The 16165-nt window shown below is 57.8% G+C and carries 14 protein-coding genes; 10 read left to right on the top strand and 4 right to left on the bottom strand.

Translation table 11 applies throughout. From position 1 onward, the window contains the following. Positions 1-256: 256 nt before the first annotated feature. The 4 genes from moaA to RI103_RS36110 all read left to right on the top strand — a co-directional run bounded on the left by moaA (position 257) and on the right by RI103_RS36110 (position 4284). The gene (moaA, locus tag RI103_RS36125; RefSeq protein ID WP_310819395.1) at positions 257-1306 is read left to right on the top strand and encodes a GTP 3',8-cyclase MoaA; all 1050 of its coding nucleotides are present in this window, start codon (positions 257-259) and stop codon (positions 1304-1306) included. A 396-nt stretch (positions 1307-1702) separates the two neighbouring features. Then, positions 1703-3220, top strand: a complete 1518-nt coding sequence (locus RI103_RS36120; RefSeq protein WP_310818841.1) for an efflux transporter outer membrane subunit — start codon at positions 1703-1705, stop codon at positions 3218-3220. Beyond that, positions 3210-3410 (top strand): DUF1656 domain-containing protein, encoded by a 201-nt coding sequence (locus tag RI103_RS36115; RefSeq protein ID WP_310818840.1) that lies wholly within the window; start codon positions 3210-3212, stop codon positions 3408-3410. Before RI103_RS36120 ends, RI103_RS36115 begins: the two co-directional genes overlap by 11 nt. Positions 3411-3423: 13 nt before the next feature. Then, the gene (locus tag RI103_RS36110) at positions 3424-4284 is read left to right on the top strand and encodes an HlyD family secretion protein (RefSeq protein WP_310818839.1); all 861 of its coding nucleotides are present in this window, start codon (positions 3424-3426) and stop codon (positions 4282-4284) included. A 127-nt stretch (positions 4285-4411) separates the two neighbouring features. Here RI103_RS36110 and RI103_RS36105 read toward each other — a convergent pair whose 3' ends face one another. Further along, positions 4412-4867 (bottom strand): phosphate-starvation-inducible protein PsiE, encoded by a 456-nt coding sequence (locus tag RI103_RS36105; protein ID WP_409077071.1) that lies wholly within the window; start codon positions 4865-4867, stop codon positions 4412-4414. Positions 4868-5173: 306 nt separating this feature from the next. Here RI103_RS36105 and RI103_RS36100 point away from each other — a divergent pair, with 306 nt between their 5' ends. The 6 genes from RI103_RS36100 (at position 5174) to RI103_RS36075 (ending at position 12001) form a co-directional block, all read left to right on the top strand. Continuing rightward, positions 5174-7354 (top strand): FUSC family protein, encoded by a 2181-nt coding sequence (locus RI103_RS36100; protein WP_409077070.1) that lies wholly within the window; start codon positions 5174-5176, stop codon positions 7352-7354. Positions 7355-7613: 259 nt separating this feature from the next. Next, positions 7614-8924, top strand: a complete 1311-nt coding sequence (locus RI103_RS36095; RefSeq protein WP_310818837.1) for an Nramp family divalent metal transporter — start codon at positions 7614-7616, stop codon at positions 8922-8924. A 252-nt stretch (positions 8925-9176) separates the two neighbouring features. Further along, positions 9177-9359: a Sec-independent protein translocase subunit TatA gene (gene tatA / locus RI103_RS36090; RefSeq protein ID WP_310818836.1), complete on the top strand. Its 183-nt coding sequence runs from the start codon at positions 9177-9179 to the stop codon at positions 9357-9359. 85 nt (positions 9360-9444) lie between these two features. Continuing rightward, positions 9445-9981 (top strand): Sec-independent protein translocase protein TatB, encoded by a 537-nt coding sequence (tatB, locus tag RI103_RS36085; RefSeq protein WP_310818835.1) that lies wholly within the window; start codon positions 9445-9447, stop codon positions 9979-9981. Between the two features lie 27 nt (positions 9982-10008). Then, positions 10009-10788, top strand: coding sequence for a twin-arginine translocase subunit TatC (gene tatC / locus RI103_RS36080; RefSeq protein WP_310818834.1), 780 nt, complete (start codon positions 10009-10011; stop codon positions 10786-10788). Between the two features lie 943 nt (positions 10789-11731). Then, the gene (locus RI103_RS36075; RefSeq protein ID WP_310818833.1) at positions 11732-12001 is read left to right on the top strand and encodes a DUF4148 domain-containing protein; all 270 of its coding nucleotides are present in this window, start codon (positions 11732-11734) and stop codon (positions 11999-12001) included. A gap of 501 nt (positions 12002-12502) precedes the next feature. On the opposite strand, the gene RI103_RS36070 is transcribed toward RI103_RS36075, so the two are convergent. The 3 genes from RI103_RS36070 to RI103_RS36060 form a co-directional block, all read right to left on the bottom strand. Beyond that, positions 12503-13087 (bottom strand): winged helix-turn-helix domain-containing protein, encoded by a 585-nt coding sequence (locus RI103_RS36070; protein WP_310818832.1) that lies wholly within the window; start codon positions 13085-13087, stop codon positions 12503-12505. Positions 13088-13275: 188 nt separating this feature from the next. After that, positions 13276-14604: a HAMP domain-containing sensor histidine kinase gene (locus tag RI103_RS36065; protein WP_310818831.1), complete on the bottom strand. Its 1329-nt coding sequence runs from the start codon at positions 14602-14604 to the stop codon at positions 13276-13278. 77 nt (positions 14605-14681) lie between these two features. Continuing rightward, positions 14682-15359: a response regulator transcription factor gene (locus tag RI103_RS36060; RefSeq protein WP_310818830.1), complete on the bottom strand. Its 678-nt coding sequence runs from the start codon at positions 15357-15359 to the stop codon at positions 14682-14684. Between the last annotated feature and the right edge of the window lie 806 nt (positions 15360-16165).

The raw sequence follows: 16165 nt of genomic DNA, 5'->3' as shown, positions 1-16165 counted from the left end.
AATCTGACGCATCGAGCCAATTCGGGCGTGGTCCACGCTCTTCTGTGTTCTTCGACAATCAGGCGGTCTGTACCGGTCTTGAATGACCCCTGCCGGTATGCTGGCTGTAAGTTCCCACGGTCGACTTTTAGCGTTTCCAGAACGGACCGACGGCCGGGCACTGATACGACATACCGATGTTTCAACGGAGGCTGGGGTGGGTTCGACTCAATATGACCTTGCAAACAATGACGCGTTACGTCGCTCTCGTTCGGCGGTGGCGTTGGACGAAGCAGAATGTGTGGATTTGCTCGGCCGACCGTTGAAGGATTTACGTCTGTCGGTAATCGATCAGTGCAATTTTCGATGTACCTACTGCATGCCGAAGGACGTCTTCACCAAGGACTATCCGTTTCTTCCTTCGTCAGAGATTCTTTCATTCGATCAGATGGTGTTGTTGGCCGAGTCGTTTGTCAGGCTCGGTGTCGAAAAAATCCGGATTACTGGAGGAGAGCCGTTGCTGAGAAAGAATCTCGAGTTTTTGATCGAGAGACTTGCACGACTCAAGACCCTTGACGGGGAAGACGTGGAAATCAGCCTGACGACGAACGGCGCGTTGCTTGCCAAAAAGGCGGCTGACCTTCGGAATGCCGGATTGCGACGGGTTACGGTGAGCCTTGATGCTCTGGATGACAATGTTTTCGGGAAAATGAACGGTGTCGGATTCCCTGTCGGCACGGTGCTACACGGTATCGAAACCGCAGTAGCAGTCGGCCTTGAGCCAATTAAGGTAAACATGGTTGTCGAAAGGGGTGCCAACGATGGACAGGTGTTACCTATAGCGGAATATTTCCGTAATACAGGAGTGACCGTTCGCTTCATCGAGTTCATGGACGTGGGGGGCGCGCGATTGTGGGACAAGCAGAAGGTCGTCACATCAGACGAGATTCGTCGCGCAATTGAGTCTGTCCACCCACTTCTTCCCGTGGAGAAAGACCGGTTGAATGATACGGCGATCAATTACGAGTACGGAGACGGAGCGGGAAGAATAGGATTTATTTCGAGCGTGTCGAAGCCGTTCTGTGGAAGTTGTACCCGTGCGCGGGTATCAGCAGATGGGCAACTATTCCTCTGTCTGTTCGCAACGCATTCGGCTAACCTGAAACCTCTGCTTGGCGAGATGCAATCACCATTGCAACTCGCTTCTGAGATTCGAAAGCATTGGAGTAATCGGGACGATCAGTATTCCTCGACACGGAGTTCCGCGTATTCCAGAACGGGTAAGAAGACTTACCCGACCGTACGAATGTCGCTTGTGGGCGGCTAAAGCGTCTGGCAATGGGCCGCCCTTCAATGCCGGGGCGGCTTATGGTACGTCGCGAAGTATTAATCCCCGGACGCGCAAAGTGCCGCACATACAGCCAGACCGCAAGCGCACAATGACGCGACTTCCATTCCGTCAACCTGTATCAAGACTTTCACCAGCCCGGCTTCCTCCAGTGAGGCCAGGGTCCGTACCAGCGTACTCATCGTAACCGTTCGATTAACTGACTAACTGACCGAACCGGCAAATGAGCTGACAGGGTACATATGCGATCTCGGCTGTGTCTTCCGCCGGATGCACAAACTGTCTACTTTCTGCTCTTCGACAACGCGGCACTATTACGCCCAGTCGCAAGAAACAATGACAACCTGGGTTCTATAGATAATTGAAGAGGAAATCGTGCAGATTCCTGTACAGAAAGGGATCGCCGCGCTCGCCGTTCTTACGATCTCGCTAGTCATCGCCGGCTGTGCCAGTACCCGAGGTATCGCCCCACAAGCACGCGGAATCGACGCATCCTCTCTTGATGCCGGCGCCGCCGTGCGTGCAGCCAATGCCGACGCGCAGTGGCCTGTTGCCGACTGGTGGCGTGCCTATAACGATCCGCAACTCGACGCGTGGATCAAGGCGGCTCAGGGCGGCAATCCAACGCTCGCCGTTGCCCAGGCACGGGTGCGCGAGGCGCAGTCGATGGCGGGCGTGGCGCGCGCGGCACTCTCGCCGCAGGTCGACGGCAATCTGTCGATCGAGCGGCAACACTGGCCGGACAATGACTGGTACGGTCCGGGTCCGTTCGCCGATGCGAACACGTGGAACAACACCGGCACCCTCGGGTTGTCCTATCACCTCGACCTGTGGGGCAAGGACAAGAACACCGCCGAGCGGGCGCTCGATATCGCGCATGCAAGCGCCGCAGACGAACGCGCCGCGCAGCTCGAACTGGAAGGGAACGTGGTGCGCACGTACATCGGCATGTCGATGAATTACGCGCTGCTCGATATCGCCAAGGCCACGCTGCAACAGCAGCAGCAGATCGTCGATCTCGCCACGCGCCGTCTGAACGGCGGTCTCGGCACGCAGCTCGACGTCAGCCAGGCAGAAACGCCGCTGCCCGAGTACGAGCGCCAGATCGACGCGCTCGAAGAAGAAATCGCGCTGGGCCGCAACCAGCTAGCGGCGCTTGCAGGCAAGGGCCCGGGCGCGGGTGACCCGATCACGCGGCCGACGCTCGCGCTGTCCGTGCCCGCCGGACTGCCGTCGGCCTTGCCCGTCGACCTGCTCGGCCATCGCCCCGACATCGTCGCGGCACGCTGGACGGTGGCGGCCCAGGCACGCGGCATCGACGTTGCGAAGGGCAACTTCTATCCGGACATCAATCTGCTGGCATCGATCGGCGGCTATGCGGCGGCCGGCCCGATGTTCGAGTTCCTGCGCTCGGCGGCCGGCAGTTGGACCGCTGGCCCCGCACTGGCGCTGCCGATCTTCGACGGCGGCCGGCTGCGCTCGCAACTCGGCGCCGCGGACGCGGGCTACGACGAGGCCGTGGATCGCTATAACCAGACCATCGTTAGCGCGTTGAAGGACGTTGCCGATCAGGTCGTGCGGATCCGCTCGCTCGATACACAGGAAGACGATGCCAGGCGTTCGGTTGCGACCGCACGCAAGAACTATGAGCTGTCCAGGGAAGGCTACCGACGCGGTCTGACCGACTATCTGAACGTGCTGGTCGCACAGAGCCAGTTGCTGCATGTCCAGCAAGGCGTCGCGCACATTCAGGCCGAGCGCCTCTCCGTGTACGCGTCGCTTATGACAGCGCTAGGCGGTGGCCTCGCCGAACCCAGCGACAGTCCGAAGACGGTCCAGACGCTGCCGGGCTCGCGAGCCGAAGCGCAACAAGGAGTTCGCCATGCCACGTGAAGTCGCTGTCCTGGATGCGTACGTGCCGACCATTGTGCTGTTGTTCATTGCCGGCGCCGCGCTGAGCTGGCTGCTCGATCGTGTGATTGCCTATACGGCCCTGTATCGCATCGTCTGGCACCCCAACCTGTTTCGGGCCAGTCTTCTCGTGTGTGTATGTGGCGTGCTAGGTCTCGCCGTTTATCGTTGATTAGAGTCCAATCATGATCATCCGAAATTCTCTGGGTTTTATCGCGACGGCCGTCGTTTTCGCGGCCGCGATCCTGATTGGCCGTCTCTTATGGGTTCACTACATGGATGAACCCTGGACCCGCGACGGGCGGGTGAATGCCGATATCGTCAACATTGCGCCGGACGTTTCAGGCGAGATTGTCGGTCTGTCAGTGCACGACAACCAGCTGGTGAAGAAGGGTGACCTGCTGATGCAGATCGACCCTTCGCACTACCAGATCGCCGTCGAGCAGGCCGAGGCTGCGGTGGCCGCACGTAAAGCCGAGCTGCAGATGCGTCGCGACAATGCACAACGGCGCGCGGATCTGGACAGTCTCGTCGTTTCGAAAGAGGGTCGCGAAGACGCGGCCGATACGGCGTCGGCTGCAGATGCGGCCTATCAGCAGGCACTGGCCACGCTGGCCGCCGCGAAGCTCAATCTCGAACGCACGCGGGTGCTCTCGCCGGTGGATGGCTATGTCACCAATCTTGAAACGTTTCGCGGCGACTATGCGAGCGTGGGTACCCCGAAGCTGGCCATCGTCGATAGCAATTCGTTCTGGGTGTATGGGTATTTTGAGGAAACCAAGCTGCCGCATGTGATGGTCGGCGACAAAGCCGAGATACGCCTCATGAGCGGCGGTGTGTTGCAAGGACACGTGGAGAGCATCTCGCGCGGTATCTATGATCGCGACAATCCGCAGAGCCGCGACCTGCTGGCTGATGTGAACCCCACGTTCAACTGGGTGCGCCTGGCACAGCGCGTGCCTGTGCGCATCAAGATCGACACTGTCCCAAACGGCCAGGTATTGACCGCGGGCACCACGTGTTCGGTGGTCATCGCGACCAGATGATCATGCCGGCGGGCTGGAGCGCTGCACCAGCCATTCGCAACCTGTATTTATCCGGGGCACTGCGCTCAGGTGCTCGCACGGCCCGGATCGCTGGCCGACCGGCTTTCGCGAGTGTCGGACGGCATTGTCACCGCGCCGTTCGTTTAGGCAACTCTTCGCGGCCCTCGTCGTCGCTAGCCGGGTATTTGTGCTGTCCGTAGCGAAGAATGAATATCCCGGCGGCGAGCATCACAATACCGAAGGCGGTCGCTAGCATGTGCATTTCACCCGCGTCTCCGAAGCGAAGGATTAGATCACGTGCCAGCGAAGCCATCGCGATGTAGAGCGGGAACCGGACGGGAAGCTGACCGAGGCGAAGATATCGCGCGTCCATCGTCAACACTTCGAGATACAAAAACATTAACAATAGGTCGGTCAGCGTCACCTGCCCCGATAGCAGCACCTTGTACGTTTCCTGCACCATGGCGAACGTCGTAGCGAGACCGATCAGGACCAGTCCGATCAGTTCGACGACATTCAGGAAGCGGTCAAAGTGGACACGCACGCGCGCGGTCGTCGAGGGGAAATTGCTCATGCCGTTCATATGGGTATGGAGGGTAAAGATGGCGTCAAGTATCGTTGCCGTTCTCTTGAGCACACGGGTACAGAAAGGATGCGAGAAGTAGATCACAGTTATCCGGCAGCGCCAGGCCGATGCATACACGCTCCGGTAATCGGCGTGGTTTGGGCTATGTGAAGCTGGACTTCGGACAATTCAAAAGAGCCGATGACTGTATTCGGGGCAGGTCCGCCTATTTGTGCTCTTCAGCGCCGGGCGCTCCACCTTATGCTCCTGCCTATGATGAGCCCCGGGTGATGAACACCCGCGCGAGGGAAGGATTTTGTGTTTATAACCGACGAGAAAGTGGCACGCCGAACCCCGGCCGGATTTTCCCGATTGTCTGTCTGGGTGCGCGCGACAAGGATAGGTGCCGCAGCGTGGATCGCTGGCGACGGCGGCGTCTGGCTATATCTGCTGAAAACTGCGACCGCCGCGTTGCTCGCGTTGGGCATTGCGATGCTACTGGAATTGTCGAGCCCGCGCACCGCGATGGCCACTGTGGTCGTCCTGATGCAGCCGTTCGGTGGCATGGTTCTGGCAAAAAGTTTCTATCGAGTCGTTGGGACCACGCTCGGGATGGTCGCCGCACTGATGCTAGGCGGGATTTTCGCGCAACAGCCCGAACTCTATATGCTGGGGATAACGGTATGGATCGGTGCCTGTACTGCTGCTGCGCTCCGGTATCGCCATTTTCAGTGGTACGCATTCGTGCTCGCGGGATACACCGCTGCACTGATTGGCATTCCAACGGTCATGGAGCCAGGCGGTCTGTTTATGGGCGCAATGACACGCGCCGCCGAAGTCACGATCGGTATTCTTTGTTCCAGCGCAGTCAGCGCGTTGGTTCTACCGCTGCGATCAAGCACCGTATTGCGGAACATCCTGCGCACACGCTATACCAACTTTTCTGTCTTCGCCGCGAGCGTTCTCGCCGAGCGGGTTGAAAGCGACGTTTACGAAGGTCGGTTTGCCGATCTGGTCGATCAGATTGTGGGATTCGAGGGGGCCCGCGGGTTTGCCTCTTTCGAGGATCCGAACACACGCGTCCGAACCAGACGGCTAGCTCGACTCAATAGCGAATTCATGAACGCTTGCACGCGTTTGCACGCGCTTCATCAACTGTCGAACCGCATGCGAACGGGGCGAGCAAGACTGGTTATGGAAGCTGTGCGGCCATATTTTGGCGAGCTTTCGGGTTTGCTAGTCAGTCGGAAAGATCCGATGAAACCCGACGAAGCGCGGGCGGCGAGGGCGGCGATTGAACTCGATCGCTTCCGGACAACGTTGCCGACACGTGCACGCGAGACGCGGCGCTCGCTGGAGACGGCTGTGCCGGAACTATTGCTCGACTTCGATACGACGATGGAGCTTCTTTATCGTTTTGTCGAGGAATTCCAGCGCTATACAGAAACATACGCGTCGCTGATTGACCAGAAGCATGTGCTCGAGCGATCTGTGACAAGACAGGTCGTCAAGACCAACGCGTATGCAGTCGCGTTTACGTTCTTGCGGACGGTGGTGGCGGTCGGGGCAGTAGGGGCATTCTGGATCGCGACTAACTGGCCGAGCGGCGGCTTCGCTGTGATTGGGGCCGCGGTCACGTGCGCGCTCACTTCCACAGCGCCAAACACGTCTAAGGTTGCTGCGCAAATGGCGGTGGGTGTGGCCTTTGCAACTGTGGTGGGATACGTCTTTACCTGCTTCGTATATCCGAATATCGAAGGGTTTCCGCTGCTGTGCGCTGTACTGACGCCTTTGCTTGGCCTCGGTGCGTTTCTGTCGATGCGGCCTGGCGCTGCTGGCTATGGGACCGCTTTTGGCATTTTTTTTTGTCTGCTGGGCGGTCCGGACAACGTAGTCGTCTATACACCGGATCTCATCATCAATAACGGCATCGCCGTGGTCGCGGGCATGCTCGTATCCTGCATCGTCTTTGCAGTGATTTTCCCGACGCAGATGTCGTGGCGGATTGAAAAGATCAAGCGGGATCTGCGGCGACAGATGGCGCTCGCATGTGAGGGCGCGCTCGTCGGACTCAACCAGAAGTTTCAGTCGAGCACGCACGATCTGATGTTCCAGTTGCGAATCCTACTGATGAAACGCTCCGAACAGCATCGCGATACATTACGATGGATGCTCGTTCTTCTTGAGGTGGGAAACTCGGTCATCGATCTTCGGAACGAGACGGTCGATATGCCATACGCAGCGCGATTGCAACCGGGATGGGACACAGTGCTGGATTCGGTGAGTCGAGATCTGGCAGACCTATTCGAGCGGCCGGACACGGCTCGACTCACGCGAGCACTGGCGTCAGTCGAAGCGGCGATCCGGATAGCGCAGTTCCTACTCGGCGAGTTGGGCGAGAATCGTGAAAAGCGTGATCGAATGCAACGAATTCTTAGCTATCTACATTTTATCCGCACGGCGTTGCTCGATAAGGACGCGCCTTTTTACACCACCATCAAGTGATTAGCGGGCGGGGCTGACGCGCGTGAATTACGTCATGCGCAAAACGCCCCGCCTGGATCGCGAACCGACGATCTGCTCCATCGGTTGCACGATTAACTTTTTTTCATAATCACGCCATTCCTGTTCCATTGTCTCGCACATATCCTCACCTTTAACTGAATCCATGCGCGGTCGTCGCGTTTTGAAACAACCAGGCCGTGACGGTCGGTTGCTCGTCCGACGCCCGTTTCTGACGGTGAGTTTCTAAGAGGATTTGATAATGAATAGTGGACAAGTCCCGCTAAGGTTGTCGGATCGGACGGTAAGCGCAATCAATGAAGTGCTGGCCGGTCGAAGGGCTGGCGGTCTCAGCAAATTGATATTTGCCGGTCCAGCTGTCGTGGCATCAATCGCCTACATGGACCCGGGCAACTTCGCCACGAACCTGCAAGCGGGCGCACGGTATGGCTATTCCCTGCTCTGGGTTGTCGTGGCAGCGAACGTCATTGCCATGCTGTTCCAGGCGCTGTCAGCCAGACTCGGTATCGTGACCAATCGGAATCTCGCTGAGATGTGCCGCGAGCATTTCCCGATGCCGGTGGTCTATGCAATGTGGGGCGTCAGTGAAATTGCCGCGATGGCAACGGATCTGGCGGAGTTCCTTGGCGGGGCAATTGGCTTGTCGCTCCTGTTTCACCTGCCGTTGATCGACGGCATGGTAGTAACAGGAGTGGTGACCTACGCGATATTACTGGCTGAAAGGCAGGGATTCCGACCAATCGAGCTGATCATCGGGGGGCTCGTTGCGGCAATTGCCATGTGCTATCTCGTTGAACTGTTCATGGTTCATGTGACGTGGGCCGCAGCCGCGCGTGGGACCTTCGTGCCAACGTTGCATTCGAGCCAGGCGGTCACAGTCGCAGTCGGGATTATCGGCGCCACCGTCATGCCGCACGCCATCTATCTGCACTCTGGCCTGACCCAGAACCGCGCGCCTGCACGTACCGAGGATGCACGCCGTAAGCTGGTGCGTTTCTCCAATCGTGAGGTGATTATTGCGCTCACGCTTGCAGGCCTCGTCAATATGGCGATGGTTGTGATGGCGTCCGCTGCATTTCACGTGGGCCATCCCGACATTGCGGAAATTGAAACGGCTTACCATACGTTGACGCCGTTGCTCGGCGCAGGGGCTGCCGCGATTTTCCTCGTTTCGCTCCTTGCGTCCGGCGTTTCCAGTTCGGTCGTGGGAACGATGGCGGGGCAAATGATCATGCAGGGTTTTGTCGGCTTTCATATTCCTGTGTTGCTTCGCCGCTTACTGACGATGGCGCCGGCCTTCGTGGTGGTCGCGTTGGGCGTGAATGCCACTAATGCACTGGTCTATAGTCAGGTGGTCCTGAGTCTTGCCCTTCCCATGCCGATGATTGCGCTGGTGATCTTTACCCGCAGGCGCGACATCATGGGGGTGTTCGCCACCGGCCGGCTGGTTAGCGCGGCGGCGATTCTTGGAACTTCGGTAATTTTTGTGCTCAACATCGTTCTGATTCTGCAAACGTTTGGTGTGAGCATCCCCGGCTTTCATGGTGGCTGACAGGCTATGTCAAACAGAAAGTAGCCAATACGTAAGATGTAATACGCAGGGCAATGTGACAACGCTTCTTGCTGCTGTAGCGGCGGCGGGCGTGGCACTGTCTCGTGCCCGGCACGATCAGTAAAGTGCAGGGCTTGTCTGCCTCGACATTCGCTGTTCCATTGAAGTGCACAAGCGCTTCGCATTCGACCGCCTGGTCAAATCAAACTCTCGCCGCACAAAATTAATGCGGCGGGATCAAGGAGAGTCTTAATGGGTTCACTAAGTATCTGGCATTGGCTGATTGTTCTGGTGCTTGTCGCGCTGGTTTTCGGTACGAAAAAGCTTCGGACCATTGGCGGCGATTTGGGTGGCGCGGTAAAAGGCTTCAAGGAAGGCATAAAGGAAGTCGAGACAGCGACTCATGCCGAGCGCGCAGAGTCGCCGCGAAACTAAACAGTTGAGGTCGAGACCGAAGAAACCTTTGAGCCCGGCGAAATTCATTGAACGACAAACAGTCATGTGCTGACGGGACATCTCCATGCTTGATCTAGGTCTTACCAAGATGGCAGTCATCGGCGTGGTTGCGCTGGTCGTACTGGGGCCGGAGCGGCTACCACGCGTAGCGCGCACGGCCGGAGCGCTCCTTGGGCGGGCGCAGCGCTATATCAGCGACGTGAAAGACGAAGTCACGCGCGAGATCGAACTCAATGAACTGCAGAAGGTGAAGAGCGAGTTTGCGGTGGCCGCGACGAACATCGAGAATGCCATTCATGAGAATCTGCGTGAACAGAAGGCGGATCTCGAGGTTGCGTGGAATGGCGGTTCTACGCAATCGCCGGAGGCCGAGCAAGCTGCAGCACCGCTTCCATTGTCAGCCCCGCCGGATGTCGCCTCGTGGCGCGGTGATACCGCCACGGGAACCAGGTGCAGGAACTGGCGTGGGAAGCAGGCGGTCACGCCGACCTGGTACAAGCGCACCGCCGCACGCCGTAGGCACGTGCAATCGGTTGCTGCTCGCGTGGCTCGCCACCCGTCGGCATATCCAGCCGTCAGAGAAAGATTTTTCAATGTCTAGCTTCCTACTTTTTAATCGAGGGCCGGTATGAGCCAACTTCAGCAAGCCCGGGTAGAAGGATCAGAATTAACCTTCGTGTCGCATCTCGTCGAACTACGCGACCGCTTGATCCGCGCAAGCATGGCCATCATTGTTGTGTTTCTCGGACTCGTCTATTGGGCTCCCGACATATTCAAGCTGCTCGCCCGCCCGTTGATGATGAACCTTCCGAAGGATGGCAAGTTGATCGTCACCGATGTCACAGGCTCATTCTTTGTGCCGATGAAAGTGACGATGCTCGTGGCGTTCGTGATCGCATTGCCGTTTGTGCTGTATCAGATCTGGGCGTTCGTCGCCCCCGGTCTTTACCAGAACGAGAAAAAGCTGGTCGCGCCGCTCGTCGGAACCAGCTACACGCTGTTCCTCTGCGGGATGGCGTTCGCGTACTTCGTCGTGTTTCCGACGATTTTTCGCGTCATGGCGCACTACAACGCGCCATTGGGCGCAGCAATGAACACCGACGTCGACAACTACCTTAGTTTCGTGATGACGATGTTTCTTGCGTTCGGCGTCACGTTTGAGGTCCCGATCTTCGTGATACTGCTGGTGCGGCTCGGCTTACTGACTGTCGCTAAGCTCAAGGAAATCCGCCCCTATGTGGTTGTCGCGGCATTCGTCGTGTCTGCCGTGGTGACGCCGCCCGACGTCTTTTCCCAGCTGATTCTCGCCGTTCCATTGATCGTCCTGTACGAAGCTGGAATCATCGCGGCACGGCTGTTCGTTAGCAGACAACCCAGTGCGACAGCTGAGAAGAGAAGTGGCAGCTAACGGCGGCATGGTCAACGGCTTTTTTAATGACGCCGCGACGAGCGGAGCGCTACCCCGAGCTTAGGGTAGCGCGCAAATACGCAGCGTTGTGGGGAAGGGAAGTCGATTTGATGCGTACCATGCCGGTGCGGATATCAATCTCCGCCGGCATGCGCGGCTACTGTATGAACCATGTTCGGGGAAGGCATTGCTTGTGAGGCAGGCCACGTGGCGAGTCCCTGTACTTCGTGAAGACGGCTGACTATGCCGCTTGTCATGACGGCGACACCGGCAACGAACAAAACGATGCCAATGAGCTGCCGAGGGCGCAACTGTCCGGGGATGTGGAAATTTATCTCACTGAACACGAAAAACTCCGATTCTTGGAAGTTGTGCGGACGCAGCCTGGCCGATAAGCGCAGAGGGAAGATACACACACGCATCGCTATTATGAGAATCGGCGGGTAACAGTCGTTCTCCGTAACCGTGAAACATTCTTTATGTCGAAGATCTCCGTTGTCGTAGTCGACCGGATCTGCGAAATTGGCCTTGATTGCCGCCCTTGCTTCTCGCAGGTGCCTAGGAGCGGTAACTTTGGTGCTGGCGGTTGCATAGCCGCAAGACGCAGGCCTTAACTGCTAGAGCAGTGCGTGCAGTTGCAGACCACTACGACCGCGGACCACTCATTGGAGTGCGACGAACTTCAATCGCGTCGATATCGTTAAAGAAAATTTAATAACTAACTTGGAGTCTGCCGCCGCTTGCCGGCGACAACGCTGTTTCGTATGGCCTGGTTGAGAGAAACGCGATTAGTCTCACATTGCTGGAAGAAAACTAAATGCGATTTCATCTTCGTTGCATGGTGCTGATAAAGCGCGTTCGTTATCCTTATTGTTATCCGATCGATGAGTGATTCAAAGATCATGTTTCGGAAAATCGACTTAACGCTATAAGGATGACTGAAATGAAATACCTGACGATTGTTGTTGCCATGTTCGCCGCTACCGCCACTGCTTCGGCATTTGCGCAGTCGAATCCATCGAACGTTCCAGGCAAGTCCGTTGTCGCACAGGTCGCATCGAACGATCAATCTACGGCGCAAAGCCAGTCGCTGCCCGCGTATGGGCAGCCTCTGCACGAGAAGACGCGAGCTGAAGTGTACCAGGAACTGGTCCATGCAGAGCAGGACGGGCAACTTGCTTATCTCAACTCGACCGTCTACGCGCATCCCTGACCAGCGAGGCTCTGACTATCTCAAGCGCGCATCGCGTCCTGAAGGGCTAGAGGCGTTTGAGCAGACTGGTCAGCGTTCCGCCTCGCGAGCAGCGTGTTGCTCATGGTCACCTGCGTGCAGGGCCGTGGACTGCCAAGCTTGCAACGGCGGGGACGAGGTACACGTTCATTTTTGACGTACTGGAGAACATAGTGAAAATCCGTAAGCTGATAACGCGATCTGTATGTCTGGTGGCCGTCGGTATGGCAGTGGGGCTGTTGTTGTCCGGCTGCGCCAGCGCTGGCCCAAATGGTCCGGACGGCTGCGTCGGTCCGCCCGATTTCTGTCAGCCGTATTTCGGTTCGTGAACAGGTGGGAACGCACTCGCCCGGTGGGACAGCGCGTTTAACACTGCGCAGAACCGTCCCGCCTGGGCTGCCGTCGCTCCGCTTTTTAAGTTTGGTTTTTCCGGAATCAGATGTGCTTTCGCGTTCTGGAATTTATTTTTGCTTGCACTGCGGGTCAAGTGTTTGCGGCGCGCTGGGAGCGTGGATCTTGCGCGGACGCTGGTACGCAAATCGGTGTTCTGGTGAGTTGATAGCCATAACAGCTAACGGTGGCGATGTTGATGTCGGGCAAATGCTGTTTGAGTCTGCGGCGCAAGCGCCAAACCAGAGGACTCGCTGTAGACAAATCAATGTCGTCCTTTTCCGGCCACGCGTAGCGGAGCAACTCATCGTGCCGCACAGGTACGTCGAACTGGCGCATCAAACATTCAAGTACCAGATATTCTCTCTTGGTGAGCGGGAGACGCCGGTTACCGTCGACCAGCTCTCGTTTTAGCGGATCAAGTCGGAATGGGGGCGGTAACTGGTTTCGCCGGCGTCGAACTGTGGTTGTGCGATGCAAAACCTGCATCCGCTCATGCATCTCGATATACGAATACGGATAGGTAAAGCATGCATCTGCGCCAGCACGTAGTGATGCAATTCTGTCGCTGGATTTAGCGGCGCCGAGCACCGCGACAATCACTGCGCCCTCGGCGGCGGTTTCAAATTGAGGTAACGCCGTTACCAACTCTGAATACGAAGAGGGGTCAAGGATCATTAGGACTATCGCGTCAAACGATCCTGTCGAAGCAGTCAGAATGCCGTCGTGGAGGTCATCCGAGCATCGCAGGCTATGCGCACTTTCGCGAAATGCTTTGCATAGCCAAGCGGACTCCCTATGTTGAGGTGACACGAGAAGAATGCGCATATAGTGATGGTCTCGATGGAAGGTGGAGTTCGCGCGAATCAGGCGAGTATCCGTGACCAGCATTCAATGGTTGCCCTGGTACCCGGCGCTGCATCATGTAGCCTGATTGTAAAGTCGTGCACGCGCATGACCGTCGATACAATGCTGAGTCCTAGTCCCGAACCGGCGATATGTTGAGTGCGTTCGCTTCGATAAAAGCGTTGAAGCACGGCGTCACGATCTGCCGGTGGGATGCCCGGCCCATTGTCGATCACTTCCACCTTGGGGCCGGCCGGCGTCGGATTGAGTTCAATCCGCACTGTTCCGCCAGTCGGCGTGAACTTCAGAGCGTTGTCCAGCAGATTGCACAGCGCCTCGAACAACAGGTTGCGGTCCGCGCGAATGGTGCCGACGTCCCGCGTTCGCACGATGAACTGAATCGAGCGACTCTCCGCTAATGGTTCGTAAAGGTCGCCAACTTCACGAACCAGGGTCTCGAGTTGCAATGAGGCAAAGCCCCCGCGCCGCTGTAGAGTGCCAATTTCAGAGATGCGCAGCATAGCGCGGAAGCGGTCGAGGAGTGCAGTCGTCTCGACGCGGGCCCGCTCCACCAGAAGCGACAGTTCCCGGTCCTCATGTTCCCCGGTGCGCTCCGCAACCTGCCCAAGCAGAGTGTGCATGCGAGCGAGTGGCGTACGCAGGTCGTGAGCGATACCGTCGCAGGCGCCCTTCACCTCATTCATCAGACGTTCCACTTCCTCGAGCATATGGTTGACCAGATGCACCAGCATGTCGATTTCGTCGCGCCCTCCGGTCGGCAGGCGCTGGCCGAGGTCGCCCTGCGCAATCATTTGTGTCGTGTGCCGGATCGCTTTCAGGCGGCCCAACTGTCGCAGGCTCAACGCGAAACCACCAGCGATGCCCGTGACCATGCAAAGTATTCCACCCAGGATGAGCGCGTTGATGATCCTTTGGCGAATCCTCAGGACGTGGGTAAGATCGCGGGCAAGCACCAGCCTCTCGCCGTCGCCGCGCTGCTCCGCCATGACTCGCGCCACTGGCGCTCGCCCTGCACCTGCAACCGCCAGGCTGTCCAGCGTTACGCCAGTGCGGTTCACCGGTAGTCCCGGCGGGAAGACAAGGATGTCGCCAGCAACGTGCTGACCGTCCGCAGTGAACAGGCCGTAATAGTTCGAGTGCATGCGCTCGTGCTCGATGCGTCGATAGATGGCCTCTGCAAGATCGCCATGCGGCATCGAATCGAAATAGATCAGTTGCCAGTGCATTACGACGTCGGTTTCGTGCTCCATGGTGCCTGCCACGATCCAGCCGATAAATCCGATCAGCAACATGACAGAAACCGAAAAGAGCACCGTGTAGGCGGTCATCAGCCGGAATGTCGTTGAGTGCCATCGCCACCGCAGGGGCAATGGCGTCAGAAGTGAAACGTCCACCAAGGTAGTTCTCATTCAAGAATATAGCCGGCGCCGCGTACGGTCTTGATCAGTGGTTTCGCTCCGGACGGGTCGAGCTTCTTGCGCAACCGACCCATGTGCACGTCAATCAGGTTGGTACCTGGATCGAAGTGGTAACCCCAGACGGTTTCGAAGAGCATTGTTCGCGTGACGGTCTTTCCGGCGTTGCGCATCAGGATTTCGAGCACACGATATTCGGTGGGCAACAGTTCAATCTCTTCGCCGTCGCGTCGCATCTTGCGGGAGATCAGGTCGAGTTCGAGCGGCCCCACCGACAGCGTTGTCTGAGCCTGAGTGCCCGGCGCCTGGTTACGGCGCAACAGTGCCTCCAGACGCGCGGCCATCTCGTCGGGATCGAACGGCTTGGTCAGGTAGTCGTCACCGCCTGCTCGCAGGCCGCGCACGCGTTCATCGACATCGCCCAGCGCGCTGAGCATCAGCACGGGCGTACGGATGCCGACGCCGCGCATGGTGGTCAGGATAGTCAGCCCGTCGATGCCAGGCAGCATACGGTCCAGGGTAATCAGGTCATACTCGGCGCTGATCGCCCGTACCATACCCTCCTGACCGCCGTCCACCCAATCGACCGAGTATCCGCGGCTCTGCAGTTCCCGAACGATCTCGTTTCCCATGATCTCGTCGTCTTCGATTGTCAGCACGCGCGACATGGTCATCTCGTGCGTCCCCCGCATGTATCACCTTCGAACCGTAAAAAGTCCTGCAATGTCAGATTTTGCTTTGCGGGCCATGTCTCGGCTAAGCGATCGATTGGTGGGTGTGTTGCGGACAACCGGATGGCCAGATCAACGCGCACAAGAGCGGTAAAACGGCGCGACATTGGCGGTTGGTTGGAATCCCACGGCAATCCTGCCGTGGACGACAAAGCTGGACGCGGCCGACACGAATCCATGTGGAGCGCTGCAGTCTCTGCATCGAGCGACGTATTTGCGACGTCGTGATTAGAAAGACGGACGGTAACTGGAAGCGAAAACGACATCACAAGAGTTCTGCCAGGCGAAAAGTGATCGGTGGGCGTTAGGGCCGCCTCGGGTTAAACGCACGTTCGTGCGGCCGCATACGTTAGCCGCACCGCACAAAGCGCTGCGGCGTCATTCACTGGCTACACGCAAAAAAGGGCCGACCGTGAAACGGTCGGCTAAGGGTTCCAGCATTTCCGAGGGCTATATCGCTGGAACCGGAGACAAGGTTAGTGCGGTCCTGCACTGGACAGAGAGCACACATTGGGGACGAGAAAAGAAGCACAGTGACTTTGCGAGGGCTCGCACCGTCGAATAGCGACGGAGCCCTGCGCAGTAGCTTCGCACTGTGGCGTCGGCACAATATTTCCGCGTTGTGGGGATTGGGCATCGAACCTTACCCGTTGATTACGCGCGCCTGGACTTGCGATAAAGATTCGCTGGCTAATTCGGGGCACGATCTCCGTGGCCGTTGTGATGTTGGGGGAGAGTCGCGC

The sequence above is a fragment of the Paraburkholderia sp. FT54 genome (assembly GCF_031585635.1).
GTDB lineage: Bacteria > Pseudomonadota > Gammaproteobacteria > Burkholderiales > Burkholderiaceae > Paraburkholderia.
This window is presented reverse-complemented; position numbering and strand designations above follow the sequence as displayed.